Raw genomic sequence first — 14,981 nt, 5'->3', positions numbered from 1 at the left:
TACAGCACTCTTGGCACAAATGCAATGCCTGCTATTGCTTTAATTTTTTTACCATTGTTAAAATTGTAGCAACGCCGGTCAGTTCATCTGTTTCATCCAAAAATTCAACCAGCCACTTTACAATTCCCTTTTCAATATCATCGCCACGTTTAAAGTCTTCGGGCTTTTCTACAATGCGTTTATCATTTGGTAGCTTTTCTTTACAGGTAAAGCGGATATACATTTCGGCACCGGGATAAACAGGTTTGGTAAAACGTAACTCATCAATACCATAATTCAACAACACGGGATTTATGTCGTAACTGTCCACAAACAAACCGGCTGCAATGCTCATAATGAAATAACCATGCGCCACCTGTTGCTCAAACATGGTGCCTGTAAAATCGGTTGTTTTGATATGAGCGTAGAAATGATCTCCACTCAAATCAGCAAAACGATCTATGTCCTCGCTCGTAATAACTCTTTTTTCAGTGATGATCTGATCGCCTATCTGCAATTCTTCAAAATACTTTTTAAACGGATGCTTGCCGGGATCTTTTCCCTTCGCATTTGGTTGATATACGTTGGTGATAGCAGTAATGGTTGTTGGCGAACCTTGAATAGCCGTACGTTGCAGGTAATGTTTTACGCCACGTAAACCACCCATCTCTTCACCACCACCCGCACGACCGGGACCACCATGTACCAACAATGGTAACGGTGAACCATGACCGGTACTCTCCTTTGCACACTCATTATTCAACACAAGAATACGACCGTGATGTGTGGCAGCACCAATTACATATTGCTTTGCAATTTTATGATCGGCAGTTACAATGGACGAACATAAGCTACCCTTTCCTAATTTGCTTAATGCAATTGCTTCATCCATTCTTTTGTAGGGCATGATCGTACTCACCGGACCGAATGCTTCTACTTCGTGTACCTGGGCTGAAGCCCAAGGCGATTCATTCTTCAATAAAATGGGTGAAAGAAATGCTCCTTTGTTTGCATCAGCATCAACCACATCAACACTATCTAAACTGCCATATACAATTTGAGATGATGCTAATAATTTCTGTACCTGTTCTCTTACTTCCTTGCGTTGTGTTTCGCCAGCCAATGAACCCATCCTTACTTTTTCATTGAGTGGATTGCCAATGGTTGTTTGTGCAAGCGAAGTTGCTATTGCTTTCCACAGATCTTCCATTTTATTCTCCGGTACAAATATTCTGCGAATACCCGTGCAACGTTGCCCGGCTTTCAAGGTCATTTCCTTTCTCACTTCTTTGATAAAAATGTCCCACTCCGGCATGCCGGGATTTACATCATCACCCAGCACAATACAATTAAGTGAATCAGCTTCCATGTTAAACGGAACATTTTCTTGCAGAATATTTTGCTGGCTCTTCAACATTAATCCTGTTGATGCACTACCGGTGAACGTAACAATATCCTGGCTGTTTACATGATTCAATATATCACCTGCACTACCACAAATCAATTGCAATGCACCTTCCGGTAAAATTTTTGAAGCGATGATCTCCTGCACAACTGCTTCAGTTAAGTAAGCTGTTACTGTTGCAGGTTTCACCACTGCAGGAACACCTGCTAAAAGATTCACGGCAATCTTTTCCAACATACCCCACACAGGAAAATTAAATGCATTGATGTGTACAGCAACTCCTTCTTTCGGCACAAGAATATGTGTGCCCATGAATGTATTGTTCTTACTCAGGTTATGGCTTTCTCCATCAATACAAAATACTTCGTCAGGAAATTTGCGGCGAAGCGATGCATTTGCAAAGAGATTACCAATTCCACCTTCAATATCAACCCAGCTATCTGCTTTTGTAGCACCTGTTTGATAAGAGACTGCATAAAATTTATCGAGGTGATTGCGTAAATGAATAGCCAATGCTTTGAGCATATTCCCACGCTCATGAAACGTCATTTTTCGCAAGGCAGGATTACCCACGGTTCTTCCATAGTGAAGAATGGATTGAAAGTCCAATCCTTTGGTAGATGCAGTTGCAACAGGTTCGCCTGTAACAGCATTGTACAGGAGTTGTCCTTCACCATCGCCATTGATCCAGTGGCCGGTGATATAATTGCCGAGCTTATTCATATTTGCTAATAATCGTTAGGCTGCTAAGTTACAGCAGAAGATAGTTCGGTAAATGCCTTGCTTCATTTTTAACTCAGCAAACCAAACTGGCGTAAATGATGGGTAACATGTTTGTAGTGGAGTCGTACCCATTCTTCAAAGTTCAATTCGCCAAATACAGGATGAACAGCGGTATCGGTTGGATTAGTTTCGTAAAAATGAAAGAAGTGGTTTACTTCTTTTTCCAGTTTGGCAACCGCTTCTTCAGCTGATGAATAATGAACAGGAAAAGGCTCTTCACCAATAATACTTGTGGGAGCTTTTGTGTTTTCCCTGAACTGTTTATCGCTCATTAAAAATTCTTTGAGCTTAAGTATATGTTCGGGTGGTGAAACAAGATCGAACTTAAGTTTATGTGTAGATACTTTAAAGAAAGCTGAAACATGCTCCACCATTTGCTGAAAGTTCATTTTGCCCCATTTGGGTTGAGCAGAAGTATCGGCTTCACGAATGATCGGTATGTATTTGTTCTTTAGAAAGTTTAGTTGTTCTTGCATAGCAATCTGTTTTCGTTTTCAAATGTACAGGAGTTTATGTGTGCAGTTTAACCAAAAAAATCCCGTGCACTTTCGTACACGGGACCATTATCAGGATTCCATTTTAGTATTATCCTAAAGCAACACGTTTGAAGGTTGTTACTTTCACGTCGCCTGAAGCTTTCAGGAATTCACCAACGCTTTTAGAAGCATCTTTCACATAAGCCTGTGCAAGCAATGTTTGCTCTTTAAAGAATGCATTCATTTTACCATCAGCGATCTTAGCGATCATTTCTTCAGGTTTGCCGGCCATTTTCGGATCTTGCTTCATCAATTCAACGATGATATCTTTTTCACGTGCCACTACATCAGCAGGTACGCTGTCAGCATCAACTGCCACAGGATTCATAGCAGCAATTTGCATTGCTACGTCTTTACCGGCATCAGCAGCTTCTTTATCTAAACCAACTAACACACCCATGCGGTATGCGCCGTGAATATAAGAAGCAACATAAGGAGCTTCAATACGCTCAAACTTGCTTATACCGATCTTTTCACCAATTGCAGCCAGTTTATCATTGATCAAATCAGCAACTTTTGCACCATTCACTTCAACAGCATTCAGTTCATCAACACTTTTTACATCGTTTGCTACAGCAGCATCAGCAATTGATTGTGCAAAAGCAACGAAATCAGTATTCTTGCTCACAAAATCAGTTTCGCAGCTGATGCATACTACATAACCGATTTTTTTATCGGCACTTGTTTGTGCAATTACCACACCTTCTTTTGCTTCACGGTCGCTACGTTTTGCTGCAACTTTCTGACCTTGTTTGCGCAACCAATCGATCGCTGCTTCAAAATCACCATTTGTTTCAGTTAACGCTTTACGACAATCCATCATACCTGCACCAGTTGCCTGGCGAAGCTTATTAATATCCTGTGCACTTATTGTTACAGTAGACATATCTTTTAATTTGAAAATTTGAAAATTTGAAAAATGCTTTCTGCCAAAGTTTATAAACTAACTCAAGCAGAAAGCATTTTATATTTTTTAGAAGTCTTACTCTTCGTTCATCCTGCTTCTTACTTCCTGCCCATTATTATCTGGTTGAAGTACGCTTCTGTGTGCTTGGCACACGACGCTTAGGAGCTCCACCAGGACCACCGGCGTTGCCACCAGGACCACGACCAGGACCACGGCCACCACGTCCGCCTCTGTCACGACCACCTTCTTCACCTTCGTCGAACTTAGAACCTTTATCTTCTACTTCTTCAGTTTCGTCTTCTTCTTTTTCAACCTGGCGCTCAGCTAAACCTTCTGCAATTGCTGCAGTGAGGAACTGAGTGATGATAGCGATTGATTTTGTTGCATCATCATTACCCGGAATAAAGTAATCTACTTTATTAGGATCGCAGTTTGTATCAACCAAACCGAATGTAGTGATGCCTAAACGCTTCGCTTCAGCCAAACCAATATGTTCGTGACCAATATCAACTAAGAACAAAGCAGCAGGAACACGGCTCATGTTAGCGATACCGCCCAATACTTTTTCCATTTTCTCTTTATCACGACTTAACTGGAGACGCTCTTTTTTCGTAATGCTGTCGAAAGAACCATCATTCAGCATTTTTTCAATGCTCTGCATTTTCTTTACGCTCTTACGAACTGTATTGAAGTTTGTTAACATACCACCTAACCAACGGTCAGTTACGTAAGGCATGTTTACTTTTTGTGCGCACTCAGTAACAATTTCCTTTGCTTGCTTCTTGGTAGCAACAAACATGATCTTTTTACCGCTGCGTGCCAGCTGTTTCATAGCTGCTGCAGTTTCCTGCAAACCTTCAACAGTTTTGTTGAGGTCGATGATGTGAATACCTTTCTTTTCAGCAAAGATGTAAGGTAACATCTTGGGATTCCACTTCTTCTTCAGGTGACCAAAATGTACACCCGCTTCGAGTAATTGCTGTTGTAATGAAGTGTTATTTTCCATTGTATACTTTTTGTTATTGTATGTAATAGTTTGAAAGCTCTGAGCTTTGAGCAGCGAGCCACGAGAAGAAAACTCATAGCTCGAAGCTGTGGGCCTGAAGCTGTTTTGTTAACGTTTAGAGAACTGGTAGCTTCTACGGGCTTTCTTATGACCAAATTTCTTACGTTCAACACCACGTGGATCACGCTTCAGTAAACCTGCAGCTTTCAATACAGGGCGATACTCAGGATTCACTTCAAGCAAAGCACGGGCAATACCCAGTTTCACTGCTTCTGCCTGACCTTTAATACCACCACCATTAGCGTTAACTTTTACATCAAACTTATCTAATGATTCAACAGTTCTTAAAGGAGCTTCTACCTGGTTTTGTAAATACACCAGGCTGAAATATTCTTTGTAGTTTTTGTCGTTCACGGTAATTGTGCCGGTACCCTTGCTGATAAACACACGGGTAATGGCTTCTTTACGGCGACCAACTGCGTTTTTTTGCTTTTCCATTTATAAGGAGTTTGAAAATTTGAAAATGATTAGAACTTCAGTTCTTTTGGTTGTTGTGCAATGTGTGAATGTTTATCGCCAGCATATACAAACAACTTCTTGTACATCTTACGGCCGAGACGGTTTTTAGGAAGCATACCTTTTACAGCACGCTCAACAACCACTTCCGGACGACGACGCAGAAGGTCTTTTGCAATTTCAATTTTCTGACCACCCGGGTAACCACTGAAGTTGTGGTATTCTTTGTAGTCGATCTTTGTACCAGTGAAAACAACCTTATCGGCGTTAATTACGATTACATAATCACCACAGTCAACGTGGGGAGTGTAATAGGCTTTGTTTTTACCACGAAGGATTGCAGCGATTTTTGAACTCATGCGTCCAACGGTTTGATTGGTGCCGTCCACAACGTACCAGTTACGTTGCACAGTAGCCTCGTTCGCATGCTTCGTAGTGAAATGTAGTTTGCTCATTGTATTTTATTTTTTCCACGCCATCCCGTGGAGTTTTTAGAAAAGTCCCGCTTTTTAGAACGGGTCGCAAAGGTAGGGCTGCTCAACGCAATCTGCCAAAGAAAGAGGAAAGTATTTTTACAAGCACTTTTGTAACCGATTGATTTACAGTAAAAATTTTGCACAACTTTTTTTATCACTTCCGAAATGCCCTTAAACAAAGGGTTTGGGGAGATTTAAAAGGCCAAATTCGTATCCAGCTTAGGTTCCTGTGTTATACATATTTGTTTGGATGAAGCGGTAATGTTCGGGGATTATTCGCTTTCGTCGGAAATATCTTGTACTTTAATGAGAGTAAGTTCAACCCAGATCCTCTTAACAGAAAAAATCTTTCCCATGCAAAAAGGACTCTTCTTTCTGTTCATTGTAGTTACCGTAACGGTTTCCTCTGCGCAACCATATGTTGATGTGTTGAATGTGCGTACGATCCAGTCTCCGGATCAAGGATTCATCAGAAGGAACAACCACAAAAATTCATTTGAATATTTCAACGCCTCACTTACCTTGCCTATCCGTTTTAAAATAACCGGTGGTGCGCTGATCTTCAGTCCATACGTTGAGAATTGGCAGGTGAATCTTCCGGATAGGAATAAACAGCCTTCACTTATCGTGGAAAGAGAGCAGTTTTTCCCAACCGGCATCGGGCTTCCTGTAACACTTCTCACTCCAATAAAGCGTTCTAAATTTCTTCTCAACACCACCATGATCCTGCGCAATAATGCAGAGAAAATAAGCTTACCGGGTTCGTTTCAGGCAGGAGGGTTTGTTGTAATGAACTATAAGATCAACCCAAAACTCACTTTAAAAGCGGGGTTGTATTATAACCGTGAAGCTTTCGGAAATTTCTTTATGCCAATTGCAGGATTGGAATATAAAATTGACAGCAGCTTTCAAATATGGGGGGCATTGCCTGGCTCACTCTTTTTGGAAAAAAAATTGAAGAACCGCTGGTATGCAGGGCTTACATTTAAAGCAGTGAACAACAGTTACCAGTTATTTCACGGAAGATATATTCAGTTTAATGATAACCAGCTCAGCCTTTTCTCCGATTTATATTTCACTAAAAATCTGGTATTGAATCTTGAAGCAGGGCATAGTTTATTTCGTCGTATAAGATTAGGTAACAGCGGAAAAATTAAGCAATACGTTTACGAAGAAAAAATAAACGACAACCTGCTGTTCCGTGTTTCAGCCATTTACCGTATACGACTGTAATCATAAAGATGGCTCTAATTTGCAGTAGGACATTTATAAGATGTAATGCTGAACGTGATTCCTACTGTTGCCATAATATACTGATCACGTGGGCCACTAAAGCCACGTTGTGTTCCTGCAACTCCAATAGGCGTTCCTGTTTCATAACTTCTGTCTTGTAAAAAAGAGGCGGGTGAGCCAGCCGGAAATGTGGCAAGACCAGCATAAGTGCCGGAAACATCATCAATAAAATCAGATGTGGTAAAACGGTGTGCAATTTCAAAATTCAGATTCATTCTGTCAGTCAACGCAAACTTTACACCAACACCCACCGGAAAAGCAAAGGCAGTAGTAGAATAAAGTTTACGATCAGGATAAGCAGCAGAACCTTGTCCTTCTGTCCCTAAAGGACGGAGAAAATACTTTGTATCATTCAAATATGCATATGGATCGAAATTGAACACGCCTGCTCCGAAAGTGATGTAAGGAGTAAATCTTTCCCCGGGATTGGTTGGGTTGAAACGGAAGAAATTAAAATCGCCCTGCAACATCAGCTCCCAGAGATTGGTATTAAAGCTGAGGTTCCGACGCATCCGAAACTCATTTTTCTTTTCATAAATATCACTGTAACCCAATTGAGCAAAATTGGCTCCTATGCGTACAGCCACATAATTATTTATCTGCTTGCGGAAGAAAACACCGCCTGCAAGTTTAGGGCGGTTAAGTTTTTTGTCGGGATTGAGGTCGCCGAAATAATGGGCAGCACCAAGCTGAACACCAAACTCACCTTCATGCTTGTAGCCATCATACTGGGCACGAACAACGAAAGGGGCAACACATAAAGAGAGCAGAAAAAGGGTAAAAAGCAATGTTTTCATTAGCATCAGTTCTCAAAAAAAGTAATAACGCAAATATCAGGGTTTTCATATATCCCCGGCTTATTTGCTGTATTTAGTTTCTGCGATCGAGGCCCCAAGAGAGCTTATTGCGCAAAGTTTGCAGGAAGTTGTTCTCGTTTAAACGGATAAGGCTTACAGTAAACTCTTCTTTTTTCACCGCCAGTTGTATGGTTTTACTAACGATTTCTTTTCTTGAATCGAGTGTACATAAAAAACTATCGGCCCGGCCTTCAATTTCAAACGAGATAATATTGTTATCAGGCACAACAATTGGACGTACGTTCAGGTTATGGGGCGCCACAGGAGTTATCACGAAGCTTCCGGAATCGGGGAAAACAACAGGGCCGTTACAGCTAAGTGAATAACCGGTTGAGCCCGTTGGTGTAGCCACAATTAACCCATCGGCCCAGTAACTGTTCAAAAACTCGCCGTTTAGATAAGCGTGTATTTTGATCATGGATGAAGTGTCGAGCTTGTGGATTGCAAATTCATTTAATGCGTATGGCGTATCGCCAAAGAGCGGCATGTTGCTATCGAGATGAATGAGAGTACGTTCATCTTCAACATAGGTGTGGTTCTTTAATGACGCTACAACTGTTTCTACTTCTTCACGACCAATGCTTGCTAAAAAACCAAGGCGACCAAAGTTGATGCCGAGCAATGGTATGGGCAACTCTCTCACCATTGTAACGGTATCGAGCAATGTGCCATCACCACCAAGACTGATCATGCATTCGAATGTATCATCAAGTTCTTCGGAAGAATGAAATATGGGAGGCTCTTCATCAAACTGAATTTGCTCTTTTATCTGTTCATAAAAACCTCTGTAGATATATGCCCGGATATTATTTGCACTCAGCTCTTTTAATAAGCGTTGAATATCTTCTTTCTGATCAGATTCAAACACCCGGCTGTAGATAGCTACTTTCATGTGTTTACTTTAATTTGATTTTGGCACATCGCACTTTCAAAAAATCATCGTGGGTCTTTCTATCAGTCCAGAATTTTTTCAGGAAAATTGATGTGTATTTTATTGTTATTGTCTAACTGATAACAGTTACAATAGCTTGAATTTTTTTGTTTTTAAAGACTGCAGTGATCATTAAAAATCTCTGCGTATATGTAAAAATAATCCCTTTTCACCCAACTGGTTAAACGAATATTCAATGCGTGCAATAAAATCGTAGTAGCTCAACACATCAATACCTGCACCGTAAGTATACAGAAAACGGTTGTTTAAGATACTGTTTGTGTATGCAGGCAGATGACTGGCTCCAATATCTCCATAAACCTTTGCAATAATCTTGAATGGTATTTTTTTGTACTTCTCGTTTTTGATGATGAAAGTGGGTACGTTTAAATTCAGCACTTCCTGCCTTATTGTTCCCTTCAGTATACCCGCCTGCACGCCATCAATCACATAATATTCAAGCCCTCGCAAAAACCAATCACCGTAACCCAATGCGCCGATATTATACATCGGTTGTTTGAAAGGCACTTTCACCATATAATAGCCAACCGCAGAAACTGAGGTCTTTTTTGTTAGCTGGAAAAACTTGCCTGCTTTACCGGAAAACTGCCACAGGTTCATTCCTTTTGCTCCTAAGCCCCTTTGCATAAATGAACCATTGAAAAGAAAACCCTTCCAGGGGTACACAATATTATTTGCGTTGTAGTACTGATATGCATACACAAACTCACCAAATTGTTGCTTGGATCTGTTTTCGTTAAAATAAGGCAGATACCCTTTAAGTGAATTAGCGGCGATCAATTTACTGATCGTGTCGGGAATAGTTTCCTTTGCGTAACTAAGACGAAAAGTATGCCGATGGTTTACACCTTTCCTTACGGTAAAACCAGCTTCCATTTTAAATGTCGTGCGAACAAACTCACTGATCTGCCCATTACTTACCGGAAAGAATGCCTGCTTGTTACTGTCTGTTGCATAGGTCATTTGCCTCGACTGCTTATAATAAATGCTACCTAAAAATCCTCTCTCCAGTTTTTTATCGGCATAAGGTTGTTCATAAAAGATAGAATATTCACGGGTATATCCGTTAACGAAGTTAAAGTTGAGCTTGTCTCTTCTTCCGGATACATTGTCCCAGTTTAATTTCAATCCATAGTTTACACGTTCAAGGCTTCTGTTTTGCTCTGTCAGCCATTGATTAACATTGCGATCGACCAACTTAAAATAAGGGAAGGGGAATAAATACCAACGCTCTTTTACTTCAAACAGAATGTCTACATGTTTTTCATCCCATGCAGTTATCTTAGGTATTACTTCAAGAAACAGTTGTGTATTAGAAACATTCAGCCTTGCCTGATCAATCAATTCTTCCATTTGGCTGCTGAACATTTTTGATCCTTTTCTGAAAGGCACTTCCCGTAGAATGATGTATTCCTTTGTTTTTTTATTTCCTGTTACAGCAACTGAACGAACAATAAACTCAACGGAATCGGGAAGCTGACGAATAATCTTACGTAAATTTTCTTTTGCTGTTTCTATTGCAACAGAAGGTTGTGCATAAAGCCGCCCTACAATAACCTGCAGGAGAATAAGCAGGCAAATAGTATAAACCCTTTTTGGCAGCATAATTAGTTTTCTGTTAAAGACAGACTTTAAATGTACAATGAAACAGGTAGAAAAAACGGGTTAGCCCTTGAAACTATATGTTAAGATAGTTCATGAGATGATCGTAATTCAGGCGCAACTCTTCTTCCGAGAGGTTTTCGCCAAAATACTGGATTACATTGTATTCGTAACGTTCAAACGAAGAAAGTATATCCTGAATATCGTTCTTATTTACTTTAATGGCCACCATCAACTCACCTGTTGAACTATCTGTCCAGGTATTCAAATGAATGATCTTTGCATTATTAGATTCAACAATCCGGCCAATCTCTGAAATATAAAAGCTGTTTGGTTGCATTTGTAAAATAACAATGCCGCCGGGAACAGCTGCTGCATTATAGTGCGATGCTGCCTGTACAAGATCTTCTCTTGTAATAATACCCATCAATTCACCATCTTCCTTAACAACGGGTAAAAGGCTCAGCTTTTGCTGATGCATAATTTTTAATGGAACAAGGAAAAAATCTGCCGGATTAATATTTACAGGTTTGCCCGTATGAAGAAACTGTGCAATGGTTGCAGACTCATCTTCCCCTTCAATATCGTCTTCGTAAACAAGCCCCACATACTTTTGATCATTAACTACCGGAAGTTCCGTTGTTCTGTTTTCAGTCATCCAATCCAAAGCCTGCCGAACCGTATCTGTGGTTTGAAGTGTGGGTATGTGATTTGATATAAGTTCGGCTGCAGTCATTGTCATATTCTTTCTTCTTAGACGGGTACCGGGGCATTTAACTTGGTAAGGAACCCGTTTAATATTTCGTTAAACTCATCCGGTCGTTCCATCATTGGTGCATGGCCGCATTTATCAATAAAATGCAGTTCTGAATTTGGAATGAGCTTGTTGAATTCTTTTCCTACAAACGGCGGAGTGATTGTGTCGTTATTTCCCCAAATTAACAGAGTTGGGGTTTTAATTTCCTTCAACTCATCGCCAAGGTTATTACGGATGGCACTCTTTGCCAGCGCAATTACCTTAATCACTTTTATCCGTTGATTTACGATATCATATACTTCATCAACTAATTCTTTTGTTGCCATTGCAGGATCGTAAAACGTTACTTCCGTTTTTTTGCGGATGTACTCATAATCTCCACGCTTGGGATAGGTATCACCCATTCCATTTTCAAACAAACCTGAGCTACCTGTAAGTATGAGCGATTTAATGCGTTCAGGATGTTTCAATACATGCACCAATGCTACATGGCCTCCAAGGGAATTGCCCAGCATGTGTATGTTATCGTATCCTTTAAATTCAATAAACTTCTGAACATGTTTTTCCAATCCGCCAACAGATGTATGGAGTAAGTCAAGCTCAAACAACGGCAACATGGGCACAACCACTTTGTTGCGCTTGCTGAAATAATCAAGCAAATCTTTGAAGTTGCTTAATGCACCAAACAACCCATGCAACAGCATGAGCGGTTCGCCTTCACCGACTTCGATATATTTAAACTTTCCTTCCTGTATTATTTCGTAGTTCATTCCTGGCAGCAAATAACAGTTGTTAATTGCTAAAATAGTTGATTTGTGTGAAAAATTGTAATTCAGTTGCAGATTGCCGTTATTGCGGCTTTATTTGTGTGCCCAGCTTCTCAAAGAAGTCTTCTAACTGCGAAAACATATTGCTGAAAATGGGCAATACAATGCCTATAGTATTGATCACTTTTGGCCCCAATGGCTGAATAAATTCATTTGTTCGGGATGCTGCAATAGTTTCTTCTGTTAATAATTTCATTTGTGCAGCATAGAAAAATAAAACACTTAGTATTAACAGGTAGAGTACCGCATAGCCTAACACACCACCGAGTTTATTTGCCCAACCCATCCAGGCAAGATCCACTGCTTTTTCAATAAGCTTAGCTACTGCTCTTATTGCAAATACCGTTAAGAAAAATACAGCTGCAAATGCAATGAATGGCAACCATTGTGTATTGATGTTTGTTGATTGTGCCAGCCAGGCTGCAACAACTGTACTCAACTTGAGTGCTGCTGCTAATCCAATTACAAATGCAATAATTGAAAACACCGCAACGATCAATCCGCTGCGTAAGCCTTTTATGATTGCAAGTGCAATAGCGATCAATACAATAATATCAATGATCATTCTATTTGCTTAGAAGTTCTTTTACCACAGCGCTGATTGTTTTTCCATCAGCCTGGCCAGCTAACTGTTTGCTGGCAACGCCCATCACTTTGCCCATATCAGCCGGTGAGGATGCGCCGGTTTCTGCAATAATTGCTGCAATAATCGTTTTCAACTCTTCTGCATCCATTTGCTTGGGCAGAAACTTTTCGATGATTGCAATTTCTTCTTCTTCTTTCTGCGCAAGGTCTGTCCTGTTTTGCTGACGGAAAATATCGAGTGAATCTTTTCGTTGCTTCACCAGTTTCTGTAATAGTTTTATTTCATCATCAGCTGTAATTTCTCCGCTGCCACCTGCTGTTTTTGCTAACAGGATAGCTGCTTTAATTGCTCTCAGGCCACGTAATCCTGCTTCATCTTTTGCTTTCATGGCATCTTTCATTTGCGCCATAATGTTTTGTTCCAGGCTCATAGTTTATTACTGATTTTGGTTTAGCTGTGTTTTTTTGAATTTCTGTATGAAGTCTTTTGCAAACTCTTTCATTTCTGCGCTCAGTTCCGGTTGATTGGTTGCACGATTGAATGTGTCGGCCATAGTCATGAGTAATTGATAATAGAAATCCGCCATTTCATCAACCATCATTTCTTTTGTCCAAAGATCAATGCGCAGGGCTGATTTATCGGCACCATCCCAAAACGCCAGCATCATTGCTTTTGCAGTCTGGTCCATATCTGCACTACTGTCGCTTGCCTTCCATTTAATTTGCTCAGGCACTTTTTGCTCATCTAAATAAACGTCGATGGAAATATTACTTTTATGCATACTAAAATTTGTGCCGCAAAGGTAAGTTATTCGGCAGAGGCGGCCAGCTCAATACAGCTCCACATTTTTTTTGCCGACTCATCCCAACTAAACAACTGTAACCGATTTTTCCCGTTTTCAATAAGGCGGCTTCGCAGCACTTCATCTTTATAAATCAGCATCAATTTCTCAGCAATATCATCTGGATTTTCAGGATCAATGTATAGATAAGCATCGCCCCCTATTTCCGGCAGTGCGCTATTGTTTGAAACAATGGCAGGCACTCCACATTGCAGAGCTTCCAGCGGTGGCACACCAAATCCTTCAAAAAAAGATGGATAAACAAGTGCGTATGCTGACGCTACCAGTTTCGCCAACTCATTTTTTTCCAGGTAGCCGGTAAGAATTACATCATTTCTGAATCTGAAAGTGGAAAGCAGCTTGGTAAATTCATCTGTTTTCCAGGCAAGCCGGCCGGCAAAGATCAATTTCATATTGCTTTGTTGCCGTTTCTTGAATCTCGAAAAAGCCTTTAATAAATTGATAGGGTTTTTGCGGGGGTGAATGGATCCTGCGTAAATAAAGTATTCACAACCAGCGCTGTATTTCTCCTTCACTAGTTCCTTTTCCTCATAGGGAAGCTGTTGAAAAAGAGAACTGGGAGCATTATAAGTAACATGGATTTTTGCAGGATCTATGTTGTATTGATCAATAATATCTCGTTTCGAATACTCAGAAACTGTAGCAATTACTTTGCTCTTCTTTAAAAACTTACCTGTATTTTTTTGATAATAACTGACATGCGATTTCGAAATAAATTCAGGGTGATGATGAAACGCAAGATCGTGTAAAACAAGGAGTTGAGGCACTTTCGTTCTTAAGGAGCAGAAGCCATCAGGGCTTACAAATACATCGGCTTTTATCTTTCGTAAAAAAACAGGCAACATCCAGTTATACCAAATATCCCAAGCCAATGGAAACCTGGCCTGTGGCTTGATGATCACCAGATGGATGTTGGCAGCATAGATAAACCTCTGATCAAAAGGACGGTCAAACAAAAAATAGAATTGATGCTCAGGGTGATCGATGGCTATTCTGGAAAATATCTCTTCAATATAGTATCCAAAGCCCTCCATTTTACCCGGAAGCAACGATTTTGTATTAATTGCAATCACCATAGTAGAAATGCAAAGGTAGGTGTGAAACAATGAGATCGAAATTGAATAGTATCATTCTACAAATCAGGAAATTATGCAATTAAAAACGTTGATTTCCCAAGCAATTATTCAAAAGAAGTACGATAGGATGGTAACGTTTACGACTTTACTTTTACTGACGATATGATGATAACATCAGCCCTATAACTTAGCTGAAGAAGGTTCAAATTGCAGAAAATACGGTGCCGATTTTAAGCAGTTTCCCTTAATTTTTGAAAATACTTTTGAATCAAAAAAAATAATCTTGGCATTGAAAAAGTTTGGAACAGTAATTGCTATTTACTACATGTTCTTTTAAAACGAAATAATATTATAAACACATGTGCGTTAATAGTTTATAACTTACAAATAATTCTTTCGCAACAGGGAAGAGTCAGGATACATTGATGGTTTTACAATGTGGATTTTGGGTAAACGACCCCGCTTTCCAGCGGGGTCTATTTTTAAAATACAGATAAATACCTATTGCCTGATTTAATTCTTCCGTCTACATTTGTTTCGTAATCCAGTATTCCAATATCC

At 40.0% G+C, this 14,981-nt stretch carries 16 protein-coding genes; 1 reads left to right on the top strand and 15 read right to left on the bottom strand.

The window, feature by feature from the left end:
- Positions 1–31 precede the first annotated feature (31 nt).
- The 6 genes from paaZ to rplM form a co-directional block, all read right to left on the bottom strand.
- Entirely contained in the window at positions 32–2,107 is a 2,076-nt protein-coding gene (gene paaZ, locus VK159_RS16790; RefSeq protein ID WP_324231321.1) for a phenylacetic acid degradation bifunctional protein PaaZ, read from the bottom strand.
- A 68-nt stretch (positions 2,108–2,175) separates the two neighbouring features.
- Entirely contained in the window at positions 2,176–2,643 is a 468-nt protein-coding gene (locus tag VK159_RS16785) for a DinB family protein (protein ID WP_324231320.1), read from the bottom strand.
- Positions 2,644–2,752: 109 nt separating this feature from the next.
- Complete coding sequence (gene tsf, locus VK159_RS16780) at positions 2,753–3,589, bottom strand: translation elongation factor Ts (protein WP_324231319.1); 837 nt, start codon at positions 3,587–3,589, stop codon at positions 2,753–2,755.
- A gap of 136 nt (positions 3,590–3,725) precedes the next feature.
- Entirely contained in the window at positions 3,726–4,616 is an 891-nt protein-coding gene (gene rpsB / locus VK159_RS16775) for a 30S ribosomal protein S2 (protein WP_324231318.1), read from the bottom strand.
- Between the two features lie 108 nt (positions 4,617–4,724).
- Positions 4,725–5,114 (bottom strand): 30S ribosomal protein S9, encoded by a 390-nt coding sequence (gene rpsI, locus VK159_RS16770; protein WP_324231317.1) that lies wholly within the window; start codon positions 5,112–5,114, stop codon positions 4,725–4,727.
- 29 nt (positions 5,115–5,143) lie between these two features.
- On the bottom strand, positions 5,144–5,587 hold the full coding sequence (gene rplM, locus VK159_RS16765) for a 50S ribosomal protein L13 (RefSeq protein WP_182803332.1): 444 nt from the start codon (positions 5,585–5,587) through the stop codon (positions 5,144–5,146).
- A gap of 375 nt (positions 5,588–5,962) precedes the next feature.
- Between rplM and VK159_RS16760 the strand changes: the two genes are divergently transcribed.
- Positions 5,963–6,841, top strand: a complete 879-nt coding sequence (locus VK159_RS16760) for a DUF6268 family outer membrane beta-barrel protein (RefSeq protein WP_324231316.1) — start codon at positions 5,963–5,965, stop codon at positions 6,839–6,841.
- Positions 6,842–6,855: 14 nt separating this feature from the next.
- Here the strand turns inward: VK159_RS16760 and VK159_RS16755 are convergent, their stop codons facing one another.
- From VK159_RS16755 to VK159_RS16715, 9 genes are all read right to left on the bottom strand, one after another.
- Positions 6,856–7,698 (bottom strand): DUF6089 family protein, encoded by an 843-nt coding sequence (locus tag VK159_RS16755; protein ID WP_324231315.1) that lies wholly within the window; start codon positions 7,696–7,698, stop codon positions 6,856–6,858.
- Between the two features lie 73 nt (positions 7,699–7,771).
- The gene (locus VK159_RS16750; RefSeq protein ID WP_324231314.1) at positions 7,772–8,650 is read right to left on the bottom strand and encodes an NAD kinase; all 879 of its coding nucleotides are present in this window, start codon (positions 8,648–8,650) and stop codon (positions 7,772–7,774) included.
- Positions 8,651–8,821: 171 nt separating this feature from the next.
- Positions 8,822–10,315 (bottom strand): POTRA domain-containing protein, encoded by a 1,494-nt coding sequence (locus tag VK159_RS16745; RefSeq protein ID WP_324231313.1) that lies wholly within the window; start codon positions 10,313–10,315, stop codon positions 8,822–8,824.
- 73 nt (positions 10,316–10,388) lie between these two features.
- Entirely contained in the window at positions 10,389–11,048 is a 660-nt protein-coding gene (locus VK159_RS16740; protein WP_324231312.1) for a CBS domain-containing protein, read from the bottom strand.
- Between the two features lie 17 nt (positions 11,049–11,065).
- Positions 11,066–11,839, bottom strand: a complete 774-nt coding sequence (locus VK159_RS16735; RefSeq protein WP_324231311.1) for an alpha/beta hydrolase — start codon at positions 11,837–11,839, stop codon at positions 11,066–11,068.
- A gap of 79 nt (positions 11,840–11,918) precedes the next feature.
- A complete protein-coding gene (locus tag VK159_RS16730) occupies positions 11,919–12,461 on the bottom strand; it encodes a CvpA family protein (RefSeq protein WP_324231310.1) in 543 nt (180 codons plus the stop codon).
- A gap of 1 nt (position 12,462) precedes the next feature.
- Positions 12,463–12,912 (bottom strand): GatB/YqeY domain-containing protein, encoded by a 450-nt coding sequence (locus VK159_RS16725; protein ID WP_324231309.1) that lies wholly within the window; start codon positions 12,910–12,912, stop codon positions 12,463–12,465.
- Positions 12,913–12,918: 6 nt separating this feature from the next.
- Positions 12,919–13,263, bottom strand: coding sequence for a gliding motility protein GldC (gene gldC / locus VK159_RS16720; protein WP_324231308.1), 345 nt, complete (start codon positions 13,261–13,263; stop codon positions 12,919–12,921).
- Positions 13,264–13,289: 26 nt separating this feature from the next.
- Complete coding sequence (locus VK159_RS16715) at positions 13,290–14,420, bottom strand: glycosyltransferase family 1 protein (RefSeq protein ID WP_324231307.1); 1,131 nt, start codon at positions 14,418–14,420, stop codon at positions 13,290–13,292.
- Between the last annotated feature and the right edge of the window lie 561 nt (positions 14,421–14,981).

This window comes from Lacibacter sp., from assembly GCF_035299325.1.
In the GTDB taxonomy this organism is placed as follows: domain Bacteria; phylum Bacteroidota; class Bacteroidia; order Chitinophagales; family Chitinophagaceae; genus Lacibacter.
The sequence above is the reverse complement of the archived record's forward strand: the minus strand, read 5'-3'. Positions and strand labels throughout refer to the sequence as shown.

What these genes read in the sequence shown, in the direction of transcription:
- paaZ (WP_324231321.1), bottom strand. Translation starts at nt 2,107, where the DNA reads ATGAATAAGCTCGGCAATTATATCACCGGCCACTGGATCAATGGCGAT.
- VK159_RS16785 (WP_324231320.1), bottom strand. Translation starts at nt 2,643, where the DNA reads ATGCAAGAACAACTAAACTTTCTAAAGAACAAATACATACCGATCATT.
- tsf (WP_324231319.1), bottom strand. Translation starts at nt 3,589, where the DNA reads ATGTCTACTGTAACAATAAGTGCACAGGATATTAATAAGCTTCGCCAG.
- rpsB (WP_324231318.1), bottom strand. Translation starts at nt 4,616, where the DNA reads ATGGAAAATAACACTTCATTACAACAGCAATTACTCGAAGCGGGTGTA.
- rpsI (WP_324231317.1), bottom strand. Translation starts at nt 5,114, where the DNA reads ATGGAAAAGCAAAAAAACGCAGTTGGTCGCCGTAAAGAAGCCATTACC.
- rplM (WP_182803332.1), bottom strand. Translation starts at nt 5,587, where the DNA reads ATGAGCAAACTACATTTCACTACGAAGCATGCGAACGAGGCTACTGTG.
- VK159_RS16760 (WP_324231316.1), top strand. Translation starts at nt 5,963, where the DNA reads ATGCAAAAAGGACTCTTCTTTCTGTTCATTGTAGTTACCGTAACGGTT.
- VK159_RS16755 (WP_324231315.1), bottom strand. Translation starts at nt 7,698, where the DNA reads ATGAAAACATTGCTTTTTACCCTTTTTCTGCTCTCTTTATGTGTTGCC.
- VK159_RS16750 (WP_324231314.1), bottom strand. Translation starts at nt 8,650, where the DNA reads ATGAAAGTAGCTATCTACAGCCGGGTGTTTGAATCTGATCAGAAAGAA.
- VK159_RS16745 (WP_324231313.1), bottom strand. Translation starts at nt 10,315, where the DNA reads ATGCTGCCAAAAAGGGTTTATACTATTTGCCTGCTTATTCTCCTGCAG.
- VK159_RS16740 (WP_324231312.1), bottom strand. Translation starts at nt 11,048, where the DNA reads ATGACTGCAGCCGAACTTATATCAAATCACATACCCACACTTCAAACC.
- VK159_RS16735 (WP_324231311.1), bottom strand. Translation starts at nt 11,839, where the DNA reads ATGAACTACGAAATAATACAGGAAGGAAAGTTTAAATATATCGAAGTC.
- VK159_RS16730 (WP_324231310.1), bottom strand. Translation starts at nt 12,461, where the DNA reads ATGATCATTGATATTATTGTATTGATCGCTATTGCACTTGCAATCATA.
- VK159_RS16725 (WP_324231309.1), bottom strand. Translation starts at nt 12,912, where the DNA reads ATGAGCCTGGAACAAAACATTATGGCGCAAATGAAAGATGCCATGAAA.
- gldC (WP_324231308.1), bottom strand. Translation starts at nt 13,263, where the DNA reads ATGCATAAAAGTAATATTTCCATCGACGTTTATTTAGATGAGCAAAAA.
- VK159_RS16715 (WP_324231307.1), bottom strand. Translation starts at nt 14,420, where the DNA reads ATGGTGATTGCAATTAATACAAAATCGTTGCTTCCGGGTAAAATGGAG.